Origin of the sequence: Undibacterium parvum (assembly GCF_003955735.1) — a bacterium.
Taxonomy (GTDB): domain Bacteria; phylum Pseudomonadota; class Gammaproteobacteria; order Burkholderiales; family Burkholderiaceae_D; genus Undibacterium; species Undibacterium parvum.
The window spans coordinates 4134102-4157738 of record NZ_CP034464.1; the positions used below are offsets into that span (position 1 = coordinate 4134102).

Annotated in this window: 20 protein-coding genes; all 20 read left to right on the forward strand. The window is 50.2% G+C overall.

Features of this window, described 5'->3' with window-relative positions:
- Nucleotides 1-278: 278 nt before the first annotated feature.
- The 20 genes from EJN92_RS18080 to EJN92_RS18175 all read left to right on the forward strand — a co-directional run bounded on the left by EJN92_RS18080 (nt 279) and on the right by EJN92_RS18175 (nt 23634).
- The gene (locus EJN92_RS18080) at nt 279-953 is read left to right on the forward strand and encodes a phosphoribosylanthranilate isomerase (RefSeq protein ID WP_126129096.1); all 675 of its coding nucleotides are present in this window, start codon (nt 279-281) and stop codon (nt 951-953) included.
- Nucleotides 954-988: 35 nt separating this feature from the next.
- Nucleotides 989-2260, forward strand: a complete 1272-nt coding sequence (gene trpB / locus EJN92_RS18085; protein ID WP_126129097.1) for a tryptophan synthase subunit beta — start codon at nt 989-991, stop codon at nt 2258-2260.
- A 195-nt stretch (nt 2261-2455) separates the two neighbouring features.
- Nucleotides 2456-3253 (forward strand): tryptophan synthase subunit alpha, encoded by a 798-nt coding sequence (gene trpA / locus EJN92_RS18090; protein WP_126129098.1) that lies wholly within the window; start codon nt 2456-2458, stop codon nt 3251-3253.
- 117 nt (nt 3254-3370) lie between these two features.
- The gene (gene accD, locus EJN92_RS18095) at nt 3371-4243 is read left to right on the forward strand and encodes an acetyl-CoA carboxylase, carboxyltransferase subunit beta (RefSeq protein WP_126129099.1); all 873 of its coding nucleotides are present in this window, start codon (nt 3371-3373) and stop codon (nt 4241-4243) included.
- A 166-nt stretch (nt 4244-4409) separates the two neighbouring features.
- A complete protein-coding gene (gene folC, locus EJN92_RS18100) occupies nt 4410-5699 on the forward strand; it encodes a bifunctional tetrahydrofolate synthase/dihydrofolate synthase (RefSeq protein ID WP_126129100.1) in 1290 nt (429 codons plus the stop codon).
- Nucleotides 5700-5762: 63 nt separating this feature from the next.
- A complete protein-coding gene (locus EJN92_RS18105; RefSeq protein WP_126129101.1) occupies nt 5763-6830 on the forward strand; it encodes an SPOR domain-containing protein in 1068 nt (355 codons plus the stop codon).
- 23 nt (nt 6831-6853) lie between these two features.
- Nucleotides 6854-7342 carry a CvpA family protein gene (locus EJN92_RS18110; protein ID WP_126129102.1) on the forward strand — a complete coding sequence of 163 codons (489 nt, stop codon included), beginning with the start codon at nt 6854-6856 and terminating at the stop codon, nt 7340-7342.
- Nucleotides 7343-7400: 58 nt separating this feature from the next.
- Nucleotides 7401-8918 (forward strand): amidophosphoribosyltransferase, encoded by a 1518-nt coding sequence (gene purF, locus EJN92_RS18115; RefSeq protein ID WP_126129103.1) that lies wholly within the window; start codon nt 7401-7403, stop codon nt 8916-8918.
- A 376-nt stretch (nt 8919-9294) separates the two neighbouring features.
- Nucleotides 9295-11613, forward strand: coding sequence for a TonB-dependent receptor plug domain-containing protein (locus EJN92_RS18120; protein ID WP_126129104.1), 2319 nt, complete (start codon nt 9295-9297; stop codon nt 11611-11613).
- 121 nt (nt 11614-11734) lie between these two features.
- Entirely contained in the window at nt 11735-12568 is an 834-nt protein-coding gene (locus EJN92_RS18125; protein WP_126130009.1) for a 3',5'-nucleoside bisphosphate phosphatase, read from the forward strand.
- A gap of 122 nt (nt 12569-12690) precedes the next feature.
- Nucleotides 12691-13566, forward strand: coding sequence for a protease HtpX (gene htpX, locus EJN92_RS18130; protein ID WP_126129105.1), 876 nt, complete (start codon nt 12691-12693; stop codon nt 13564-13566).
- A 49-nt stretch (nt 13567-13615) separates the two neighbouring features.
- Complete coding sequence (locus EJN92_RS18135; RefSeq protein WP_126129106.1) at nt 13616-14239, forward strand: L-threonylcarbamoyladenylate synthase; 624 nt, start codon at nt 13616-13618, stop codon at nt 14237-14239.
- A gap of 46 nt (nt 14240-14285) precedes the next feature.
- Entirely contained in the window at nt 14286-14945 is a 660-nt protein-coding gene (locus tag EJN92_RS18140) for a site-2 protease family protein (protein ID WP_126129107.1), read from the forward strand.
- Nucleotides 14946-14978: 33 nt separating this feature from the next.
- Nucleotides 14979-15602, forward strand: coding sequence for a class I SAM-dependent methyltransferase (locus EJN92_RS18145; protein WP_126129108.1), 624 nt, complete (start codon nt 14979-14981; stop codon nt 15600-15602).
- 93 nt (nt 15603-15695) lie between these two features.
- Nucleotides 15696-16574: a 4-hydroxy-tetrahydrodipicolinate synthase gene (gene dapA, locus EJN92_RS18150; protein ID WP_126130010.1), complete on the forward strand. Its 879-nt coding sequence runs from the start codon at nt 15696-15698 to the stop codon at nt 16572-16574.
- Between the two features lie 74 nt (nt 16575-16648).
- Entirely contained in the window at nt 16649-17806 is a 1158-nt protein-coding gene (gene bamC, locus EJN92_RS18155; protein WP_126129109.1) for an outer membrane protein assembly factor BamC, read from the forward strand.
- Nucleotides 17807-18268: 462 nt separating this feature from the next.
- Nucleotides 18269-19444: a flagellar biosynthesis protein FlhB gene (gene flhB, locus EJN92_RS18160; RefSeq protein WP_126129110.1), complete on the forward strand. Its 1176-nt coding sequence runs from the start codon at nt 18269-18271 to the stop codon at nt 19442-19444.
- Nucleotides 19441-21525, forward strand: coding sequence for a flagellar biosynthesis protein FlhA (flhA, locus tag EJN92_RS18165; protein ID WP_126129111.1), 2085 nt, complete (start codon nt 19441-19443; stop codon nt 21523-21525). The genes flhB and flhA overlap by 4 nt, the downstream gene beginning before the upstream one ends.
- A complete protein-coding gene (flhF, locus tag EJN92_RS18170; protein ID WP_126129112.1) occupies nt 21522-22790 on the forward strand; it encodes a flagellar biosynthesis protein FlhF in 1269 nt (422 codons plus the stop codon). Before flhA ends, flhF begins: the two co-directional genes overlap by 4 nt.
- A complete protein-coding gene (locus EJN92_RS18175) occupies nt 22783-23634 on the forward strand; it encodes a MinD/ParA family ATP-binding protein (RefSeq protein WP_227869599.1) in 852 nt (283 codons plus the stop codon). Before flhF ends, EJN92_RS18175 begins: the two co-directional genes overlap by 8 nt.
- Nucleotides 23635-23637: the final 3 nt, after the last annotated feature.

A 23637-nucleotide genomic window follows, 5' to 3' on the forward strand; every position in this document is an offset into this window, starting at 1 on the left:
GCTAGTAGCTAAACCACGCGATCTCGATGGCGTGTTTTTTTTTCGGCTAGTCGCTTTTGAGTTGGAGCGTGGCTGCTGATGGCTGGCAATGAGTTAATATAGTCGGACTTACGCAAAACCGCCCCAGCGTTGTTGTGTCCGCCTTGCCGTACTGAAGTACTGTCTTCGGCTGCACGCCTAGCTGGACCAATTTTGTGTAAATCCTATATAGATGAAGAAACGAAGAATTTTTTGCTGTGACAAGCGCTGTGCCGCTATTGGCTTTGATAAAAGTGAATATGAATCCTAGAACGAGAATTAAAATTTGCGGTTTTACGCGTGCCGAAGATATCCAGATTGCGGTTGCCGCTGGGGTGGATGCTTTGGGTTTTGTGTTTTATCCGCCAAGTCCACGCTATGTCAGTCCAGCCCTGGCCGGACATTTGTTGGTAGCTTTGCCGCCCTTTGTGATGGCTGTGGGTTTGTTTGTGAATCCTAGTGTAGAAGACGTGCTGGCCGCGGTAGCGCAAGCGCCGCTGCAGATGCTGCAATTTCATGGAGATGAAACGGCGGAGCAGTGTCATCAGCTCGCCAGCGCCGTGAATCGTCCCTTTATGCGGGTATTCCGAGTGAAAGCCGACACAAGTGGCGCGGATTTGTTAGAATATGAAGCTCAGTGTCGTGCAACGAGCCCTTTATTTAGTGGTTTATTGCTCGATACCTTTGTCGATAGCTTCGGTGGTAGTGGAAAGGTTTTTGATTGGTCTCTAATCCCAAAAGAACTCGCGCCTCGGGTCGTTTTAAGTGGTGGCTTGAGCGTACTAAACGCGACTGACGCGGTCAGCCGTGTTCGACCTTTTGCGGTCGACATCAGTAGTGGTGTCGAGGCAGCGAAAGGTATCAAGGATGCAGCCAAAATGCGCGCTTTTGTAGCCGCTGTCAGATTGGCTGACAATCAGGATAGTGCCGCGTAAGCGCACCCTCCCCAAAAAAAATCGCAAGGACTAGTATGAAAGAATTATCTCCTCTTGACACTCAATTCGAGCGTCAGGCACTGCAGCCGCAAGCGATCTATCATGCGGCAACTTATAATTTTCCCGATGCGCGCGGCCATTTCGGCACCTATGGCGGCAGCTTTGTTTCCGAAACTTTGACGCATGCTTTAAGTGAGTTGAAAGACGCTTACGCCAAATATCAACATGATCCCGAATTTTTAGCCGAGTTTCGCCATGAGCTAAAACATTACGTCGGTCGTCCGTCTCCCGTGTATCACGCCAAGCGTTGGTCCGAAATCATGGGCGGCGCGCAGATTTATTTCAAGCGTGAAGATCTTAATCACACCGGCGCGCACAAGATCAATAATGTCATCGGTCAGGCTTTGCTGGCCAAACGCATGGGCAAGCCACGCGTGATTGCTGAGACTGGCGCTGGTCAGCATGGCGTCGCCACCGCCACCATCTGCGCCCGCTTTGGTTTGGAATGCGTGATTTACATGGGTTCAGAAGACATTAAGCGTCAGGCCCAAAACGTGTATCGCATGAAGCTCTTGGGCGCAACGGTGGTGCCGGTAGAGTCGGGCTCCAAGACGCTCAAGGACGCCTTGAACGAAGCCATGCGCGACTGGGTTGCCAACGTAGACAATACTTTTTACATCATCGGTACCGTGGCCGGTCCGCATCCTTATCCTATGATGGTGCGCGATTTTCAATCTGTGATCGGTGAGGAATGCCTGTGGCAGATGCCGGAAGTGAGCGGACGTCAACCCGATGCGGTGGTCGCTTGTGTTGGTGGCGGCTCGAATGCGATGGGGATTTTTTATCCGTATATCGATCAAAAAGATGTGCAACTGATCGGTGTAGAGGCGGCCGGTGAGGGCATGGAGTCCGGCAAGCATTCCGCTTCGCTGACGGCCGGTTCACCTGGTGTCTTGCACGGCAATCGCACTTATTTGCTGCAGGATGAAAATGGTCAGGTGATAGAGACTCATTCAGTCTCGGCTGGCTTGGATTATCCGGGCGTCGGGCCCGAGCATGCCTGGTTAAAAGATCTGGGTCGTGCTCAATACGTCACGATTACCGATGAAGAGGCGCTCAAGGCTTTCCACGATTGCTGTCGTATCGAAGGCATTATCCCGGCGCTGGAATCGAGTCATGCCTTGGCCTATGCGGCGAAGTTGGCGGCGACCTGGCCCAAGGATAAGATTATTCTGGCTAATCTTTCTGGGCGCGGCGATAAGGATATGCATACCGTGGCAGAAAAAGCGGGCTTGAATTTTTATTGAGATGGCTGGGCCTGGGAGTGTGAGAGTTGCGCTCCCAGTCTCGCTGAATCATATACTCCCCTTATTTTTACAATAAACTAGGCCATTTGCGCACGTATTCATTGCGCGCTTAAAAAATACTAGTGGGAGTATATTCATATTGTTTTTTTTGCATCTGCTGGTTGCATTTGCAGTTGCACTTTTGGATAGATCGCTATGTCAAGAATACAAGCATGTCTGGCTGCATTGGCAGCCAAAAATAAAAAAGCGCTGATACCCTTCATCACTGCCGGCGATCCAGCGCCCGAGTTGACCGTGCCTCTAATGCATGCCATGGTCGAGGGCGGTGCGGACATCATAGAATTAGGCGTGCCGTTTTCTGATCCTATGGCCGATGGCCCGGTGATACAGCGCGCCTCCGAGCGCGCCTTGTTGCGCGGCGTGGGTTTGCGTAATGTTTTGGAATTTGTGCGTGAATTTCGCGAAACCAATCAATTGACACCGGTGGTCTTGATGGGCTACGCCAATCCTATCGAGCGTATGGGGCAAGATCGCTTCATCGCGCAAGCGGCGCAAGTGGGCGTGGACGGCGTGCTGGTGGTGGATTATCCGCCCGAAGAATGCGAAGAATTTACCGCGAAAATGCAGCAAAATGAGATGGATACCATCTTTTTGCTGGCACCAACCTCGACCGATGAACGTATCGCGCAAGTGGGTAAAGTTGCCAGTGGTTACGTGTATTATGTCTCACTCAAAGGCGTGACGGGGTCGGGAAGCTTGGATCTGGAGTCGGTGGCGGCGATGATGCCGCGCATCAAAAAACACGTGAAAGTGCCGGTGGGCGTGGGTTTTGGTATCCGTGACGGGGCCACCGCCAGGGCGATTTCTACGGTCTGCGATGCGGTGGTGATAGGCTCGCGCATCATACAAGAACTAGAAAATACTCCGCCTGAAAATGCAGTTGCTGCAGTGAAATCATTTATTTCTGGTGTCAGACAGGCTTTGGACGAGTAAAATACGCGCCGAACCGGTTTATTGTCTGCCTTCGTAAGACTAAGGCAGCACGGTAATAAAGAAAAAAATGCTATTTGCGGGTAAGATCTGCCCGTAAGTCGAATTTAGGAGAAATTTATGAGTTGGCTAGAAAAACTACTTCCACCGCGCATACAACGCTCGGTATCTTCAAACCGTAAGTCCATGCCAGAAGGACTGTGGGTTAAATGCCCGTCCTGCGAGGCAGTGCTTTATCGTTCTGATCTGGAGGCCAATGTTCATGTTTGCCCTAAATGCAGCCATCACTTGCGGATCAGCGCACGTGAGCGCCTCGATGCTTTGCTCGATGCCGGTGGTCGCTATGAAATCGGTCAGGAAGTCTTGCCGGTCGATACACTGAAATTTAAAGATAGTAAAAAATATCCAGATCGTCTGAAAGACGCGCTGGAAACGACTGGTGAAACCGATGCCATGGTGGTCATGGGTGGCTCGGTGATGAGCGTGCCTTTGGTGATGGCTTGCTTTGAATTTGGTTTCATGGGCGGCTCCATGGGCTCGGTAGTCGGTGAGCGTTTTGTGCGCGGCGTGCAGGCAGCGCTGGAGCAAAAAGTACCGTTTGTGTGCTTTACCGCCACTGGTGGTGCCCGTATGCAAGAAGGCTTATTGTCTTTGATGCAGATGGCCAAGACCACTTCTATGCTGACTAAATTGTCAGAGAAAAAACTGCCATTTATTTCAGTCTTGACCGATCCAACCATGGGTGGTGTTTCCGCCTCGTTTGCCTTCATGGGTGACGTGGTCATCGCAGAACCTAAGGCGCTGATCGGCTTTGCCGGCCCACGCGTGATCGAAAACACTGTGCGTGAAAAATTGCCGGAAGGCTTTCAGCGCGCCGAGTTTTTGGTGCAAAAAGGTGCGGTAGACATGATCGTCGATAGACGCAATCTGCGTGAAGAAATCGCCCGTCTGCTGGCGTTGCTGCAAAACCAACCAGCCGACGCTGTCGCTTAAATTTTCTCTTTTTCCAATTAGCCCGAATTGCCTGTCAATTCCATTTCTAAATCATTCGTGAACCCGAAGGTGAAGCGCAGACAGTACAAACGTACGGCAAGCGAAACCGACAAAGTGCACCGATGATTTAGACATGGAATAAGGTTTTTCGGGCTTTTTTCATCCTATGCAAACTACTCCAAACACCTTAAACGCCTGGTTGTCGCTACTCGAAACGCGTCATTTCAAAGAGATAGACATGGGTCTCGATCGCGTGCGCGCAGTCAAAGAAAAGCTCGGCATAGAGTACGCTTGTCCGGTGATTATGGTGGCCGGTACCAATGGCAAGGGCTCCACTTGCGCCATGCTGGAAGCCATACTGTTGCAGGCTGGTTATCGGGTCGGGTTGTATAGTAAGCCGCATTTTTTAGATTTCAATGAGCGCGCCCGCATTAATGGTGAAATGGTCAGTGATCAAGTCTTTATCGATACTTTTGATCAGGTAGAGGCGGCGCGTGGCGACGTCTCTATGACGTATTTTGAATTTACCACGCTGGCGATTTGCAAATTACTGGCCGAGGCCAAACTCGATGTGGTGATACTGGAGGTTGGTCTTGGTGGGCGGCTCGATGCGGTCAATGTGATCAATGCCGACGTTTCTATCGTCACCAGCGTGGATATTGATCATGTCGATTACCTCGGTGATACCCGCGAAAAAATCGGCTTTGAGAAAGCCGGCATTTTCCGCACCGGAAGGACGGCGATTTGCAGCGATCCTTTGCCGCCGCAAAGTCTGATCGATCATGCATTAGAGATCGGTGCTGATTTGTGGTTGTTTGGCCGCGATTTTAATTACAACGGCGATAAGCAACAGTGGAATTTTGCCGGGCGTGAACAGCGTCGCAACTCTCTGGGATATCCAAGTTTGCGCGGTGCCAATCAATTATTGAATGCAGCGGCAGTGTTGGCGGCGCTGGAAGCCTTGCGTGACCGCTTGCCAATTGGTGCGCAGGAAGTCAGAAATGGTCTGGCTATGGTTGATTTGCCGGGGCGTTTTCAAGTTATGCCGGGGCGTCCTACGGTGGTGCTCGATGTTGCGCATAATCCGCATGCAGCCGCAACCTTGGCGCAAAACTTTGACAACATGGGTTTTCATGCCTACACCTATGCGGTGTTCGGCAGCATGCTCGATAAAGATATTGCTGGGGTGATCGCGCAAATGAAGGGCAAGATCGACCATTGGTGTGTTTGTGATTTGCCCTTGCCACGCGCTGCCACTGCGGCCCAGCTGCGCGAGCAACTTTTGCAGGCTAATGTGCTGCAAGATGTAGAACATAGTATCCAGGAATTTAGCTCGCCCGAGCAAGCCTACGCCTTTGCACTCAGCAAAGCCGGTGAAAATGATAGAATAGCGGTCTTTGGATCTTTTCTCACCGTTGCTGGTGTCATGAGAGCCAGAAAATCCCAAACTCACTGAGAATTTCATGCTAAAGCGACATCGCCAGGTTTTGAAATTCCTTAACTAATCTTATATCTGCCCATGGGTTTACTCTCGCGCTTCAAGCAAAAGCAAGAAACATCTGAGGATAGGGATAGCGGCGAGTTTCGCTCGCGCTCCGAGGAAGAAAGTAGTTCTGCGCGCGGTGATAAAAAAAGTAGTGCGCGACCTAGTAAAGCTGCACGCAGGGAAAAACCAGCAGATCCGGCCCTGCCTGAAAAAAAGCGTGCCAGACGGCGTCTGATTGGTGCCTTGGCCTTAGTGCTGGCTGCCATCATAGGTTTGCCTATGCTGCTCGATTCTGAGCCCAAGCCTTTGGCTGACGATATAAATATTCAGATCCCGTCGAAGGATAAATCCCAGCCTTTGCCCGCACCTAGTGAACGTGCCAAGCCGCGCTCAGTGAGCGCGCTCGATAGTACCGACGGTGGTGAAGAAATCATCCCCGCGCCTAGTCCTACTCCTAGTAGCAGTGAGAGTAAAAATAAGCCTAAGAGCAGCGAGCTAACTAGCACTACTGCAGTAAAAAATACGAGTGCAGTTGCAGCGCTGGCAGCCACCAAAAAAGAGCAGGGCGGTAGCAGCGGTTCTGAAGCAAAAACCGTCGCTGTACGTCCTGAAACTAAAGCCGATACTAAAGCGGAAACTAAGGTCGAAACTAAGTCGGATAACTCGGCAGCAGCAAAGCAAAATGCAGCGCAAACCACTGCAAGTCCAGCAAAAACAGCGTCTAAGCCAAATTATTCTGAAGTTGCTGTCAGCACGAATAAAGCGGAAGTAAAAACTAATAGCGTTGATGAAGCTGCGCGCGCACTGGCGATACTTGAGGCTAAGCCGGCGAATAAGTCTGCTGTCAAAACCGAGGCTACCGACAAGGCAGACGCACATTATGTGGTGCAGGTAGCCGCTTTGGCGACCACTGAAAAAGTGGCAGAGTTACAGGCTAAGTTAAATGCCGGTGGGATTAAATCGTATACGCAAAAAGTGGCGACCACTTCTGGTGAAAAAATACGGGTAAGGGTGGGGCCGTTTGCTTCGAAAGAAGAAGCCGAAAAAGCACGCACGAAATTGAGTAAGCTCGGTTTGGGCGGTACTCTGATACCCAATTGATGTAAGACTTAGGCTAGGCCGCAATGACCTTATTTGATTACCTCCTACTGTTTATTTTGGTCTGTTCCGTCATCATCAGCACCATGCGCGGCTTGATTAAAGAAATTCTTTCCTTAATCAGCTGGATAGTCTCACTGGTATTGGCCAATGCCTATGGGGCGACACTAGCTGAACTGCTACCGTCCGTAGTGCCAGGGCAAATGTTGCGATTAATTGTTTCTTTTTTAATCTTGTTTATTGGCGTGCGTTTGCTAATGTATTTGTTAATGTTGGCTGTTGATGCGCTGATCAAGGCGAGTGGTTTGACACTGGCGGACCGTGGTCTGGGTGGCTTGTTTGGTTTGGCGCGTGGCTGCGTGATCGTCATGGCAGTGGTTTTGATTTGCGGTATGACCGCGATCCCGCAGCAAGCCTTCTGGAAGAATGCCTTGTTTAGCCCTATGGCAGAGACTGCGGTGCAAACCGCGATGCCATTTTTGCCTGGCTCTGTGACGGATCATGTGAAATTCTGATCATTGCTACCGTATTCGTTTTCCAATTCGTTTTTAATTTGTTTTTTAGGAGTCCAGCATGTGTGGCATCGTTGGCGTAGTTTCAAATAATCCCGTTAATCAATTGCTTTATGATGCCTTGCTGCTGTTGCAGCATCGTGGTCAGGATGCAGCTGGTATCGCCACTAGTCATGGTAATAAATTTGCCATGCATAAGGCTAATGGTCTGGTCAAAGACGTGTTTCGTACCCGGAATATGCGTTCTCTGCCAGGTAATGTTGGTATCGGTCAGGTGCGTTATCCAACCGCCGGTTCTACCAGCGAAGAAGAAGCGCAACCGTTTTATGTCAACGCACCTTTCGGTATCGTGCTGGCACATAACGGCAATTTAACCAATGCCGCAGAACTCAAGATAGAGTTGTTTAAGAATGACATGCGTCATCTGAACACTGATTCTGACTCTGAAGTCTTGCTCAATATTCTGGCGCATCAGATACAGGAAGTTACTAGCGGTTATTCGCTCGATCCAGCTGCCTTGTTCCGCGCTGTGGCTATGCTGCATAGACGCGTACGCGGCTCTTACGCGGTAGTGGCGCATATTGCCGGCTACGGTTTGCTGGCATTTCGCGATCCTTACGGTATCCGTCCTTTGTGTCTGGGTATTTCGCGCAGCGAAAAAGGCACAGAGTACATGTTGGCCAGCGAGTCGGTAGCGCTGGAAGGTCTGGGCTTTAAATTTGTACGTGATGTCGAACCAGGTGAGGCTATCTTTATCGATGTCGACGGTCAGATGTTTAACGAACAGTGTGCCGAGAACCCGACCCTCAATCCATGCGCGTTTGAGTACGTGTATCTGGCGCGCCCTGATTCAATTATCGATGGCGCATCGGTGTATTTGACACGCTTGAAAATGGGTGAGTACCTGGCTGAAAAAGTACGCAGCCAGATCAGTGATGGTGAGATCGATGTCGTCATGCCTATTCCTGATTCATCGCGTCCATCGGCGATGGAATTGGCACTGAAATTAAACTTGAATTACCGCGAAGGGTTTATCAAAAACCGCTATATCGGTCGCACTTTCATGATGCCTGGTCAAGCCATACGTAAAAAATCGGTACGTCAAAAGCTCAATGCGATTGGTTCAGAATTCAAAGGAAAAAGTGTCTTGCTGGTCGATGATTCCATCGTGCGTGGCACCACTAGTCGTGAGATCGTGCAGATGGCACGCGAATCTGGCGCGCGTCGTGTGATCTTCGCGTCGGCGGCGCCTCCGGTGCAGTTTCCGAATGTCTACGGTATCGATATGCCTACCCGTAGCGAGTTGATCGCTTACGGCCGTAGTATTGATGAAGTGTGCCGTGAGATCACTGCCGATGCCTTGGTGTATCAAGATGTCGATGCCATGAAGCGCTCGATCTCGGATGTGAATCCGGCTTTGCGTAGCATAGAGGCGTCCTGCTTTGATGGTCACTACATTACCGGCGACGTCACTTCTGCCTACCTCGATAGATTGGAAGCAGCAAGAAATAGTCCGCGTCCTGATACAGAAGATATTTTGCGCTCGCAATTGAATTTGAATCTGGCTGGTACGGATTAATTTTCTGTTTGCTGCGCACTTCTTGTGAAGTGTGCCTTGAATAAAAGCCTGTCGCCTGTTTGGCGACAGGCTTTTTTATTTGGGTGTTTTTTTAGTGACACTGCCAGCGCCCATATTCCATGCGCCTTTGCGGGCAGGTAGGCTGGGAAGGCGCATGGGATATGCGTGTCGGGCAGGGTGGTTGCGTAAATATTTTGCTGGCGCGTATCCTAAAGTAACAGTCGCCATGTGTTTGTTTCAATTCTATACAAAATTTCATGCTCAAACGCTCGCGTAGACTAGGCTTTTAAAAATACAATGTGTCTTGTTGGACCAGCCATGCGTGAATATATTTATTCGGGCTCGCCAGTCCCAATGTAGAGATGAAAACTATTTTATGCCTCCGAATTTCCGTATACGCGCCACTGCACTGGCTTTCAGTGCAGCCTTTTCTTTCCCTGTCTTCAGTAATGCTCAATCACTGCCAGTAACCGCTACGCCCACGCCTGCGCCCAAGGGTGATGAGCTTGATCTCACTTCAAATAGGCTGGAGAAAACCGATCAGACGGAGTCCTCAGCGCAAAATAAAAATAAACCTAAGGCGAAGAATGTCGAGCCAGTCGAGGTCATACAAAGTGTGAATGTGAATGCCGCACGTCAAACGGATTTAGAGGTGCGCCGTAGTTCTACCGCTGCTAAATTGATTTTTGGTCGTGAAGAGTTGGACAGAAATGGCGATGCCAGCATAGGCGAGATTCTAAAACGCCTGCCAGGAGTGACGATAGGCGGCAAGCCGGGGCGGGGCGGCGATATTCGCATGCGCGGTATGGGCAGCGGCTATACGCAGATTTTGCTCAATGGTGAAGCCGCACCACGCGGCTTTTCCATGGATAGTTTGTCGCCTGATCAGGTCGAGCGCATCGAGGTGATTCGCGGGCCAGTGGCGGAATACAGTACCCAGGCGATCGCCGGAACCATCAATATAGTTTTACGTGAAGAATATAAGCAAAAAGATATAGAGCTTAAAATTTCTGACAGCCTTGAGCAAGATAGGCATGCTCCGAATATTTCCCTCACGTATCCGGGGCAAGTCGGCAGCTTATCGTATGCCTTGAACGGCTCTATCTTTCGGAATCAGCAGTTGGACGAAGCGCAAACTCATAACCTGGAAAAGGATGGGCAAGGGCAAGTCACTTTGACACAAGATATCCTTGATCAGAGCACTCGCCATTCGCAAGGCCTGCAGTTCGCACCGCGCCTGAGTTACCGTTTCGAGAATGGTGACAGCCTGATGTTGCAGCCCTTCATTATGAATTCGCGTAGTCAAACCGAGAGTCTGAGTGAGTTGATCCAGACGCCGCAAAGCACCGCGCAATATGCGAGCGCGCTATCCAGCGGACAGTCAGAGCATAGTTTTGGCCGCGGTTTTAGTAACTGGCAGCACAAATTTTCCGATAATTCCAAGTTGATGGTGAAACTGGGTGGTGGTGCCGGGCGTCAGGAGAGCAATTCTTTGCGTAAGGAGTACGATGCAGGCGGACTGTTATTGAATACGATTTCGGATGTGAATAATACGCACGATAGTAGCCTTAATCTTGGTGCTAAATACAACCGTGCTTTGGGCGAAAGTCATAGCCTGGCCATGGGTTTGGATCTGGAGGCGGGCAAACGCAGTCAAACCCGTATTTCTCTGCAGAATGGGCTGCCGCAGTTTGCTGATTCCGGTGATGATCTCGATGCCAGCACGCGCCGGGTTGCCTTATTTGCGCAAGATGAATTCGATCTGAGTCCGCAATGGTCTGCCTATGCGGGCTTGCGCTGGGAGGGTATCCGCACTAGTAGTAGCGCTGTGGCTCTATCCGCTGCTGCGGTAGAAAACACCAGTAGTGTTTGGAGTCCGGTTCTGCATTCAGTGTGGCGGCTTTCTGGTGCCAGCAAAAATCAGATACGCATGAGCTTAACGCGTAGTTATCGTGCGCCTAGTTTGAGTGATTTGATTGCTATCCCTAGTATTTCTTCGGTAAATAGTCCGACTAAACCGGATCGTAGCGGTAATCCTAATCTCAAGCCGGAGTTGTCGACGGGTGTCGATCTCGCTTATGAACAATATTTGACACGCGCCGGTATCATGAGTGCCAATCTGTTTGTGCGTAGTATCGACGATTTGATACGGCGACGTACTGAGTTGGTCAATACGCTCACTGGTCCACGCTGGGTATCTGCTCCAGTAAATGTCGGGCATGCACTTGCCAGCGGCATAGAGCTAGAGGCGAAGTTTCAATTTCAGGAATTTTTCCCTAGTGCGCCGGCAATTGATTTTCGCAGCAACTATAGCCATTTTTGGTCCAGGGTCGACGATATCGCAGGTCCGAATAATCGCTTAGACCAGCAGCCAGTGCAAACAGCGAACCTGGGTTTGGATTATCGCGCAGCAGGCCTGCCTTTAACGCTGGGTGGGAGCCTGAATTGGACGCCCGCCTATGAGACTCAGAACAGTGATACGCAACTTAGCAGCGCAGGCATAAAGCGTCAGATCGATGTGTACGGTCTGTGGAAGTTCAGTCCTAACCTGCAGTTACGTTTGTCGGCAAATAATTTTCAGGCGGATGATTATCGGAGCGGTAGTGTCGTCACCACCGGCGGCGTTTATCATGAGGGCAGCAGCACATCCAAGACTTATACCACCTGGACACTCAAGCTAGAAATGAAAATATAAGTGCCAGCGCGCTTTCCCAGGGCTTTTTGCATGGCGCCTCATGCTGCGATGCAGCGCGTTCGCGCCGGGCGGAGTACAATGGGGTACCTGTATTTTTGTTGGCCAAATCATGCTGTCGCCACTGCTCAATGTTGATCTTCATTGCCACTCCACTATTTCGGATGGGGTATTCGCGCCTGACTTAGTCGCAGCAAGAGCGGCGGCAAACGGTGTTGATGTGTGGGCTTTAACCGATCACGATGAAGTACGCGGCATTCCTAAGGCTCGTGCGGCGGCTTCTGATCTTGGTATGCGCTTTATCACAGGGCTAGAAATTTCAGTAACCTGGGCGGGGCGCACCATCCATATCGTCGGTTTGAATATTGACGAAACCAATGAAGATCTATTGGCTGGTTTGGTCATGACACGCTCTGGGCGGCAACGACGCGCTGAAGACATGGCAGCAGATTTGGCGCGCGTGGGTATCCCGAATGTGTATCAAGGTGCCTTGAAGTATGTCGGCAATCCAGATTTAATTTCACGTTCGCATTTTGCCCGTTATCTGGTCGAGATTGGTGTCTGTGAAAACGTCTCAGCAGTATTTAAGAAATATTTAACCGAAGGTAAGCCCGGTTTTGTTCCGCATCGCTGGGCAACTTTAGCGGAAGCGGTGGGCTGGATACGTCGTGCTGGCGGGGTGGCCGTGGTTGCGCATCCAGGTCGCTATGATTTAAGTTCTATCGCTTTCGACGCCTTTTTTCGCGAGTTTAAGGTCTACGGCGGTGCGGCGATTGAAGTCGTGACAGGTAGTCATAGCGTGGCTCAGTATCACGAATATACCAAGGTGGCCAAACGTTACGGCTTTATGGCCTCGCGTGGCTCTGATTTTCATGCGCCTGATGAGATGTTGCCGGATTTAGGGTGTTTGCCGCCGCTGGCTAAAGAGCTCACTCCAGTCTGGAATGATTGGGTGTAAGCCTGCAAGCTTGATTTTTCTAGCTTAAGCCTCATCTAGCAGTCTTGTTTGCACTAAGATTCGCTGTATAAACATTGCTCATATGAGTTTGTGCTGAATAATTTTTTTTGAAGGGTGTACGCATGAAACGTATTTTCTTATTTTTAGCAACCAATCTGGCCGTCATGTTGGTGATGTCGCTGGTCTTGTCTTTGTTTGGCGTGAATCGCTATCTCACCGCCAATGGACTCAATCTGACTAGTCTGATGGGTTTTTCGCTGGTGGTTGGTTTCGTGGGCGCGTTTTTCTCTTTGTTGATCAGTAAGCCTATGGCGAAGTGGTCGACTGGTGCCCGGGTCATCGATGCGCCGTCCTCGAGTACCGAATTGTGGTTGGTGAGCACTGTCAAAACCTTGGCTGAACGCGCTGGAATAGCGACGCCTGAGGTGGCTGTGTATCAGGGTGAGGCGAACGCCTTTGCGACTGGCGCATTTAAAAATTCTGCTCTGGTGGCAGTTTCTACTGGCCTGCTTGAAAGCATGAATAAGGAAGAAATCGAAGCCGTGTTAGGCCATGAAATTGCGCATATCGCCAATGGTGATATGGTGACCATGGCCTTGATACAGGGTGTAGTGAATACCTTCGTGGTGTTTTTAGCGCGCGTGGTTGGCTATGCGATCGATAAAGCCGTGTTCCGCAATGGCGATAACGACAGGCCAGGGATTGGCTACATGGTTACCGTGTTTGTTTGTGAGATGATTTTCGGCATCGCCGCTTCTATGATCGTGGCTTGGTTCTCGCGTCAGCGTGAGTTTCGTGCTGATGCAGGTTCGGCTAAATTGCTCGGTAACCAGCTCCCTATGATACATGCCCTAGCGCGTTTGGGTGGTATGGCGCCGGGCGAATTACCTAAGTCTATGGCTGCTGCCGGTATCAATGATAAGCCGGGCTGGGGCGCGCTGTTTTCTACCCATCCTCCTATGGAGCAGCGTATAGCTGCTTTGCAGAATTTAAAATAATCGTCGGTTTATATTTTGGCCTTAGGTGCAAGCTTAAGGCCTTTCTTCTATGAGTCAATTTTTTCAAATCCATCCCGAAAATCCACAGCTACGTTTGATTAAACAGGCGGTGCAGATGATACATCAGGGTGGTATCGTCGCGCTCCCTACGGATTCTTGTTACGCTCTTGTTTGTCACCTCGACGATAAGGATGCAGTCATTCGCTTGCGACGCATACGCGGGGTCGACGACAAGCATCATTTAACCTTGTTATGTAGAGATTTGTCTGAAATCGCCTTGTATGCCAAGGTGGATAATCGCCAGTTTAGATTGCTCAAAGCGGCTACCCCGGGGCCATATACTTTTATTTTGGAGGCGACCAAAGAAGTGCCGCGCCGTCTTAGTCATCCATCGCGTAAGACCATAGGTTTGCGGGTGCCGGAGAATCGCATCACGCATGCTTTGCTCGAAGAGTTGGGGCAGCCCCTGCTAGGCGCGACTCTGATTTTGCCGAACGAAGATGAGCCGCTGACCGACCCCGAAATTATTCGTGAACGCCTTGAAAAACTGGTCGATCTGGTGATCGATGGCGGCGCCTGCAGTCTGGTCCCAACCAGCGTGATCGATATGACTCATGAAACGCCCGAGCTAATACGTCAGGGCAGGGGTGACGTAGGCTTGTTTGGTCTGTGATGGCGCAACTTATTTTTTGTAATTTTACTTTGTTGAAAAACTATCCATGAATGAATTGATACAAACCGTCGCGGTGTATGCGCTGCCGGTTATTTTTGCAATTACTTTGCATGAGGCGGCACATGCCTTTGCCGCGAAATATTTTGGCGATATGACTGCGTATAGCCAAGGACGGGTCAGCTTAAACCCTTTACTGCACATAGATCCGTTTGGCACTATTGTGATTCCCGCGGTTTTGTATCTGGCGACAGGTGGCGCCTTTTTGTTTGGTTATGCCAAGCCGGTGCCGGTTAACTTCTCCAATTTACGCCATCCTAAGCGTGATATGGCCTGGGTCTCTCTGGCTGGGCCCGCTGCGAATTTTTTAATGGCTTTTCTGTGGCTGTTCTTTGCCTTGTCATTAAGCTCTATGGGGGTTGACGAAGATTTTTTTCTGCGCATGGCCAGAGCGGGCGTGCTGACTAACTTGGTGATGTTTGCTTTTAATTTGTTTCCTATTCCGCCTTTGGATGGGGGGCGAATTTTGGTCAGTTTATTGCCTTACAAGATGGCACATAAGTTTGCCCAGATAGAGCCCTACGGTTTTTTTATCGTGATGGGCCTAGTGATGTTGCATGTACTTCAGTTTTGGATGGCGCCAGTGATGTTCATCGCCAATTTATTGCTGCAGTTAATGATCTCGCCTTTTAGTTTTTTGCTCGGCTAGTTGTCTCCATATTTTCCAAGCAAAGTGACCAATATGGCGCATACCCCTGACTTCAATTCCTCAAATAGCGCAATAGCCTCTGCTTGGGTGCACCGGTTTTTGCCGCTGATACCTAAGGATGCCGGACCAGTACTTGATCTGGCATGCGGTAGTGGACGGCATACACGGCTCTTGCTCGATGCTGGGTATGAGGTCTGGGCGCTGGATAAAGAGGCGGCCTTACTAGCGCCTTTGGAGGTGCTGGGTGCACGTTGCTTGCAGTTTGATCTGGAGTCGCCGGCTGACGGCGATGCCGCTGAAACGTCCAATTGGCCGTTTCAGCCAGCTATGTTTGCTGGCATCATCGTGACCAATTATTTGCATAGACCCTTATTCCCCTACTTAAATGCGGCTTTGAATCATCAGGGTGTCTTGATTTATGAAACCTTCGCGCTAGGCAATGAAACCTATGGACGCCCCAAGAATCCTGACTTCTTATTGCAAGATGGGGAACTTTTGCGCGAATTTCTGTCTGATACTATGCCAAATCAAAAAAATCATTGCATCGCCTATGAGCATGGCTATGTAGAAAAACCGGCTCCAGCCATGCTGCAAAGGATATGCCTGCGCTCGCTAGGGTCTGGCTTGGCTTATGCGGGCGTTCTGGATAGAATTTGACGCTCTTTTGCTTGAATTTCTAGCGATTCTCGCCCATACATGAGGGCGATCCGCTACAATCAGGGTTTTACTTTTTCTCGCGCTAACATGACTATGATACAAGGAAGTCTGGTTGCTATTGTGACCCCAATGCATGCAGATGGCAGTCTTGATTTGCCTTGCTTGCGCAAATTAATCGATTGGCATATTGCAGAGGGTACTGACGGCATCGTGATCGTCGGCACCACCGGTGAATCACCGACTGTCAGCGTTGAAGAGCACTGTGAATTAATCCGGGTAGCAGTCGAGCATACGAATAAACGGGTACCGATTATCGCTGGTTCCGGTGGCAACTCCACCGCAGAAGCGATCGTCTTGACCAAGTTTGCCAAAGCTAGCGGTGCCGATGCCTCGCTGCAAGTGGTGCCTTACTATAATCGTCCTACCCAAGAAGGGATGTATCAGCATTTCAAAAAAATCGCTGAATCAGTTGATATCCCGGTTATTTTGTATAACGTGCCAGGTCGTACCGTGGCCGATATGTCAAACGAGACTATGCTGCGTTTGGCGCAAGTGCCTGGCATCATAGGTGTCAAAGAAGCGAGTGGTAATATTGCGCGCGATACAGATTTGATCCGTTTGGCGCCAGAGTCATTTGCCGTCTATTCGGGCGATGATGCAACCGCGATGGCCTTGATGTTTTGCGGTGGTAAAGGGAATATTTCGGTGACTGCCAATGTGGCACCACGTGCCATGCATGACTTGTGTGCCGCTGCTATGCGTGGCGATATCAAGGAGGCGATCGCGATTAATAATCGTTTGATACCTTTGCATAATAAGTTATTTATAGAGCCAAATCCTCTGCCAGTAAAATGGGCCATGATGGAGATGGGTTTGATACCGACAGGCATGCGTTTGCCTTTAGTGCCTATGTCGGAACAATTTCATGAACCTGTGCGCGCTGCGATGCGTGAATCGGGTATTTTGAAATAAGTTTTTTCTTGGGCCAGGCTTTTGCTCTGGTCTCAGTTTGATTTTAATTGATAATAATTCGTAGGGACTTTCACATGGCAAAAAGCTTTGTTGCTAATAAAGAGATGAATCGTGCTTTATTGCTGGTTGGCGTAATCGGTTTAGCTGGTTGCACTTCAACTGGGTTTGAATCTAATCGCATTGATTACAAGAGTGCCAGTAAAGTAAGTACGGTCGCTTTGGAAGTTCCTCCTGATTTAACGCAAATTCGTAGAGATAGTCGCTTCGCTATTCCGGAAGCGAACCAAGGTAGTGCTACCGCCTCCAGCTACAATCTGCAGAAGTCATCGACTGCACCGGTAGTGGCGAGCGCCATGATCGCGCCGAATCAAGTGCAAGATATGCGTATAGAGCGCGATGGTTCGCAGCGCTGGTTAAGCGTTAAGCGTACGCCAGAAGCCCTGTGGCCTTTGCTGAAGGACTTTTGGCAAGATCTGGGTTTCCTGATCAGCATAGAAAAACAAGATGCTGGCATCATGGAAACCGATTGGGCAGAAAACCGCGCCAAGATTCCGCAAGACATGTTGCGCAATACCTTGGGCAAGGTCTTAGATTCGCTGTATTCGACTGGGGAGAGAGATAAATTTCGTACCCGTCTAGAGCGTGCAGCGAACGGCAACGTAGAAATTTACATCAGTCATCGCGGTGCGCAAGAGGTCTTGGTCGGCGTGCAAAAAGATGGCACCACCTGGACTCCTAGACCTTCCGATAGCGGCTTGGAAGCTGAATTTTTGACGCGCCTGATGGTGCGTCTGGGTTCCGATGGCGAGCGCGCGAAAGTTGCGGTGAACGCAGTTGCTACAGTAAAACCACGCTCACAACTGCTCAAAGATGGCACAATCAGCTATGTCGAGACCGATGAGGGCTTTGACCGTTCATGGCGTAGAGTTGGTTTGGCCTTAGATCGTATGGGCTTTACCGTCGAGGATAGAGATCGTTCACAAGGCGTGTATTTTGTTCGTTATATTGATCAAGATATCGATGCCAAAACCAAGGGTGCCAGCGATGGTATGCTTTCTAAGTTGTTTTCCTGGGGCAGCAGTGATGCCACCAAAAACTCTCAGAAATACCGCGTACAAGTCAAGGATAGCGGCGAATTAAGTCGCGTCACGGTACTCAATAACGAGGGTAAGCCAGAAGAGTCCGCGGTATCGAGTAAAATCCTGACGCTGCTCAATGAGCAATTGAAGTAAGCCGCTAAAAATAGTCGGAATAAGCCTTAGCGGGGTAGATCCCGAACTACACTTAGAGGTATAAAAAATGAGCCCGCGATGGGCTCATTTTTTTTTGCGCGTCACGGTGGCAGGCTAGGGCGCAATCTGCATGCGGTCGGCAGCCTTGCCTGCCCGGTTAGCGAGTATCCATGCGGGTTTCGAGCATGGCATGCTGGAAACCCGCATGCCTATTGCACAAGCGCGGTGTTTTTATTTTGTTAATGATCCCCACTTCAGGTTTAATCTGCTCAGCTGTCTTGCCATTGCAGGCAATGATGGTGCGCTTGCTTGCACTTGCTCAAAAGCAAGTGATTCCAAGAAGTAGGGGGTAATTAATCGTGTATTCGCGGCATCTAGGTGCGCCGATTTCGCGAATAATCCTTACTGTAAATCTGTCAATTCTTTGTCTTGACAGTAAGTGAAGATGAATTGGAGTCGGCCATGGCCGAAGATAGCGATCTCGAAAGAACCGAACCGGCCTCACCCAAGCGTCTAGAACAGGCGCGGGAAGAGGGCGATGTGCCGCGCTCCAGAGAGTTGTCGACCTGTACCATTTTGCTGGCCGCTGGTGGCTCCTTGTGGGTGGCAGGAGACGGTTTGATACGCGAGTTGAGTCATGCCTTGATCGCTTTTTTGTCGATGGAGCGGGCCTTGGCGTACGACTCGACCATGTTGCTGACGCTAGTTTCACGCACGCTAGAGCAGATTTTGTTGGCGTTTGCACCGATCGCCGGGCTCTTGATCTTGGTGGCGCTCGGTTCGCCTCTGTTGATCGGTGGTTGGTTGTTTAGTGCCAAGGCCTTGCAGCCGAATTTTTCACGCATGAATCCCATGTCCGGTCTGGTGAATATGGTTTCTAGCAGGGCGGCAGCCGAGTTGTTCAAAGCAATTATGAAGACAATTTTGGTCGGCAGCATTGCATGGCTCGTGGTCTCGCATCAAAAAGAGGCAATTTTCGGACTGGCGCTGGAACCTTTAAAGCAAGGTAGTGCGCATCTTGGAAGCATGTTGGCCGTTTGTTTTTTGTCTATCGTTGGCGGCTTGATTTTGATCGCGGCGATCGATGCGCCATATCAAATGTGGCATTACTCGAATAAATTAATGATGACGCATCAGGAAGTGGTGCAGGAATCGAAAGAGGCGAACGGTAATCCTCAGGTGAAAGCCAAAATTCGCCAGCAGCAGCGCGAGATGGCGCGCCGCCGCATGATGGCAGAAGTGCCTACCGCCGACGTGATTGTGACCAATCCTACGCATTTTGCGGTGGCCTTGAAATACAAGGAGGGCGGTACGGGCGCGCCACGGGTGGTCGCCAAAGGTGCAGATGCGGTCGCCGCGAAAATTCGTGAGTTGGGTAAGGAAAATAATATTCCCTTGCTGGAAGCTCCGCCCCTGGCGCGTGCCTTGTTTAAACATACCGAGTTGGGCGATGAAATACCTGAGGCTCTGTACGCGGCCGTGGCGGAAGTGCTGGCCTATGTATTTCAATTGCGTGGTTTCCGTCAGCATGGAGGTATGCGCCCGGTGGAGCCTTCCGATTTACCAGTTCCCTTAGAGTTGGATCCTAACAATGCGCCTAACAATGCACCGAACAATCAGTTGGAAGCTAAAGTATGAATGGTTTTAAATTCCCGGCATGGATGACAGCGATACCAGGTCAGGCCTTGGCTGCGCCTATCCTGATTATCATGATGCTGGCGATGATGATTTTGCCGCTGCCGGCTTTCGTGTTGGATATATTTTTTAGTTTCAATATTGCGCTGGCGATTATCGTCTTGCTGACCAGTTTGTATACGGTAAAGCCGCTCGATTTTATGGTGTTTCCTACCGTACTTTTGGTCAGCACCATGCTGCGTTTGTCATTGAACGTGGCCTCCACCCGCGTGGTACTGACCGAGGGACATACCGGGCCAGATGCCGCCGGTAAGGTGATCGAGGCGTTCGGTCACTTTTTGATTGGCGGTAACTATACCGTCGGTATCGTGGTATTTATTATTCTGACCATCATTAACTTTACCGTGGTGACCAAAGGTGCCGGGCGTATTGCTGAGGTTGGTGCCCGGTTTGCCTTAGATGCGATGCCAGGTAAGCAAATGGCGATCGATGCGGATTTAAATGCCGGCTTGATCGCTGAACCTGAAGCACGCCGCCGCCGTACCGAAGTGGCGCAAGAAGCAGAATTTTATGGCGCGATGGATGGTGCGAGTAAATACGTCAGAGGTGATGCGGTAGCCGGTATTGTGATTACCATCATCAACGTGATCGGCGGCCTGGTAGTCGGTATTGTCCAGCATGACCTGGATTTTTCGAATGCCCTAAAGATTTATACTCTACTGGCAATTGGTGATGGCCTGGTTGCACAAATCCCCTCATTGATCATCTCTACCGCTGCCGGTGTGGTGGTTTCTCGAGTCGCTAGCGATGAAGATATTGGCGGTCAATTGATCAATCAATTATTTGCTAAGCCGCAGGTCTTGCAGATTACCGCGGTGATTGTGGGTGGCATGGGTATCATTCCTGGTATGCCGCATATTGCCTTCATCTTATTAGCAGCAGTGCTCGGTGGTGGCGGGTATTTGCTCAGTAAAAAAGCGCAACAGGTGGCTCCTGTTGAGACTAAAGCGGAAGCGCCGCTCGCCTCGGCTGAAGTGGAAGAGGCTACCTGGCAAGATATTTTGCCAGTCGATACCTTAGGTCTGGAAGTCGGTTATCGCTTGATCCCTTTGGTGGATAAGGCGCAGGGCGGTGAGCTATTGCGCCGCATTAAGGGCATACGTAAAAAATTCGCGCAAGAAGTCGGTTTTCTTTCGCCGCCTGTGCATATTCGAGACAACCTGGAGTTGCGACCATCGGCCTATAAAATCACCCTGAAAGGCGTGGATGTTGGTGTCGGTGAGGCGAATAACGGGCAGTATCTGGCGATAGATCCGGGTATGGTGTCGGGGACTTTGCCTGGTGTGGTCACGACCGACCCGGCCTTTGGTTTGCCGGCAGTGTGGATAGAGGCGAGCATGCGTGAACACGCACAGGCGCTGGGCTACACCGTGGTCGATGCAGGTACTGTGATCGCCACCCATTTAAATCATTTGATTACCTCGCATGCGGCAGAGCTGCTGGGGCGGCATGAAGTCCAGCAATTATTGGATCACCTCGCCAAAGACACGCCTAAATTAATCGAAGATCTAGTGCCTAAATTGTTGCCCTTGTCGGTGGTTCAAAAAGTCTTGCAAAACCTTTTGATCGAAGGCGTACACATCCGGGATATGCGCAGCATTATTGAAACCCTTACCGAGTTCGGCGCGCAAACCCAAGATGCCAATGATTTAACCAGTTATGTGCGGGTTGCTTTGGGACGTGCCATCGTCCAGCAAATTTTCCCGTCCGGTAATGAGCTCACTGTGATGACGCTGGATAACCGTTTGGAGCGTTTGCTGATGCAAGCCTTGCAGACTAGCGGCGCCGATGGTGCAGGCATAGAGCCAGGTCTAGCCGATACACTGGCGAGTCAGACTGAAACTGCAGCCCAGCATCAAGAGCAGATGGGGCTTACTCCCGTGCTGCTGGTACCAAATCAATTGCGTGCCTTGTTGGCGCGCTTCTTGAAGCGTACTTTGCCACAATTAAAAGTGTTGTCGCACGCAGAAATACCCGAGACAAAAACAATTAGAGTCACTAGTTTGGTAGGAGGTCAATTATGAACGTCAGAAAATTTACAGCCAATACGTCGCGCGAGGCAATCCGCATGTTGCGCGATGCCCTGGGCTCAGATGCCGTTATTTTATCCAATCGCGTGGTTGATGGCAGGGTGGAGATACTAGCGATGGCAGATGCCGCGATTAATTCAATCGCGACGCCGGCCATCGATGCTGTGGCAGTACCGGCTATGCCTAGTTTTACTCCCAGGGGCAATGCGCAGTTAGACCTGAATCGATATGCGAGTACCGCATTGCCATCGAATGAGAACGCTAGCGGCATGAGTGCAGCGGAATTTTCAGATGTAATGACTGAAATTCGATCCATGCGCGGCATGTTGGAGTCGCAATTGGCGGAATTGTCGTGGGCGAATACACAAAAACGCCAACCTCAAAAAGCCATGCTTTTGAAAGAAATGCTGGCCACCGGCTTTAGCGCCAGTTTATCGCGCTATCTGCTGGATAAATTGCCTGAATCTGAACTGGCTAGCAATGGTTTAGCCTGGATTAAATCTACCCTTGCGAACAATTTATCGACTATCAGTAATGAGAGTGAAATTTTAGAAAAAGGCGGTGTGTACGCTTTGGTAGGCCCAACAGGCGTCGGGAAAACTACCACTACGGCTAAACTTGCGGCGCGCTGCGTGATGCGGCATGGTCCGGCAAAATTAGCTTTAATCACGACCGATGGTTATCGTATCGGTGGCTACGAGCAATTGCGAATTTATGGGAAAATTTTAGGCGTCATGGTGCATTCGGTGAAGGATGAGGCGGATCTGCGCATTGCCCTCTCGGAGCTGAAAAATAAGCATACGGTATTGATTGATACCGTCGGTGTCAGTCAGCGTGACAAAATGGTGACGGAGCAGGTTGCTATGTTATCCGGTGCCGATGCCAGTGTGAAACGTCTGCTTTGCTTGAATGCCACTTCTACCGGGGAAACCCTGAGTGAAGTGGTGCGCGCCTATCAGGGTAATGGCTTGGCTGGCTGTATTTTGACCAAGTTGGATGAGGCCGCCACTATCGGTGGCGCACTCGATATCGTGATACGCCAGAAACTCAATATTTACTATGTCGCCAGTGGACAGCGCGTTCCAGAAGACTTGCATGTGGCAAATAAACTGTATCTGGTTGACCGTGCCTTCAAATTAAAACGTGAAACTGGCGCTTTCAAGTTTCAGGATGATGAATTGCCTATCTTGATGGCGAATGCAAATTTGCATGCTAGGCAAACTGTAGCTGCCAACCTTAAGGAGCATAGCCTTGGCTAATTTCGATCAGGCGGAGGGTTTACGCCGTATGTTGGAAGTGCCAAAGACGCGCGTGTTGACCTTCTTGTCAGCCTTGCGGGATGAGGAGAAGAGTGCAGTATTAGTCAATTTGGGTGCCGCTCTCGCCAGACAAGGGCAGCAGGTGTTAATGGTTGACGCCAGATCTTCGCGCAATAGCGTTGGTGCTTGGTTGAATGCTGATCCACATCAGACCTTGTTGGATGTTGCACAACAACAGCGTACAATACAAAATGTGATAAAACTTATCTCTTCGGGGCTTTCTGTGACTATGCTCTCTAAGTATGAGATAACATCAAATAGTCTGCTTCCCGAGAATTTTCGGAATTTGTCACGTGTGTTTGATTTGGCGGTCGATCGCTCTAGTTTGGTCATAGTCGACAGTGAAGTCGATATGAATGACGCTTTTCCACTTGCTTCCTTGGATGAAAGTGAGCTCGTTATGCAGGTCTCGGCGAATCCAGTCAGTATAAAAGAGGCCTATGGCTTAATTAAGCGCGTCAGTAATCGGGTCGGACGGCGCTCTTACGGTGTTTTAGTCTCTGGCTCCAATGAAAAAGAAGCGCGACTGGTGTACACAAATATGGCCCAGGCAGCCAGCCGGTATCTGGCGGTTCCCTTGCATTTCGTGGGTTATGTTCCAGCCGACGAGCACATGAAAAAAGCGGCAAATTTAGGCCGCTCGGTGATTGATGCATTTCCGCAAGCGCTGGCGTCTCAGGCATTTTCTCGGTTGGCTGAGTATTTTTCAGAATCCGTATTAGCAGCACGATCAACTCTAGCGTTACAAAAAATACCTGATGTAGGTGTTCGCTTGGAAATATAAAAT

Coding starts and splice junctions, on each gene's coding strand:
- trpA (WP_126129098.1), top strand. CDS start 2,456: ATGTCAAGAATACAAGCATGTCTGGCTGCATTGGCAGCCAAAAATAAA.
- dapA (WP_126130010.1), top strand. CDS start 15,696: ATGATACAAGGAAGTCTGGTTGCTATTGTGACCCCAATGCATGCAGAT.
- EJN92_RS18135 (WP_126129106.1), top strand. CDS start 13,616: ATGAGTCAATTTTTTCAAATCCATCCCGAAAATCCACAGCTACGTTTG.
- EJN92_RS18080 (WP_126129096.1), top strand. CDS start 279: ATGAATCCTAGAACGAGAATTAAAATTTGCGGTTTTACGCGTGCCGAA.
- EJN92_RS18140 (WP_126129107.1), top strand. CDS start 14,286: ATGAATGAATTGATACAAACCGTCGCGGTGTATGCGCTGCCGGTTATT.
- EJN92_RS18120 (WP_126129104.1), top strand. CDS start 9,295: ATGCCTCCGAATTTCCGTATACGCGCCACTGCACTGGCTTTCAGTGCA.
- accD (WP_126129099.1), top strand. CDS start 3,371: ATGAGTTGGCTAGAAAAACTACTTCCACCGCGCATACAACGCTCGGTA.
- EJN92_RS18105 (WP_126129101.1), top strand. CDS start 5,763: ATGGGTTTACTCTCGCGCTTCAAGCAAAAGCAAGAAACATCTGAGGAT.
- htpX (WP_126129105.1), top strand. CDS start 12,691: ATGAAACGTATTTTCTTATTTTTAGCAACCAATCTGGCCGTCATGTTG.
- bamC (WP_126129109.1), top strand. CDS start 16,649: ATGGCAAAAAGCTTTGTTGCTAATAAAGAGATGAATCGTGCTTTATTG.
- EJN92_RS18145 (WP_126129108.1), top strand. CDS start 14,979: ATGGCGCATACCCCTGACTTCAATTCCTCAAATAGCGCAATAGCCTCT.
- flhB (WP_126129110.1), top strand. CDS start 18,269: ATGGCCGAAGATAGCGATCTCGAAAGAACCGAACCGGCCTCACCCAAG.
- flhA (WP_126129111.1), top strand. CDS start 19,441: ATGAATGGTTTTAAATTCCCGGCATGGATGACAGCGATACCAGGTCAG.
- trpB (WP_126129097.1), top strand. CDS start 989: ATGAAAGAATTATCTCCTCTTGACACTCAATTCGAGCGTCAGGCACTG.
- purF (WP_126129103.1), top strand. CDS start 7,401: ATGTGTGGCATCGTTGGCGTAGTTTCAAATAATCCCGTTAATCAATTG.
- EJN92_RS18110 (WP_126129102.1), top strand. CDS start 6,854: ATGACCTTATTTGATTACCTCCTACTGTTTATTTTGGTCTGTTCCGTC.
- flhF (WP_126129112.1), top strand. CDS start 21,522: ATGAACGTCAGAAAATTTACAGCCAATACGTCGCGCGAGGCAATCCGC.
- folC (WP_126129100.1), top strand. CDS start 4,410: ATGCAAACTACTCCAAACACCTTAAACGCCTGGTTGTCGCTACTCGAA.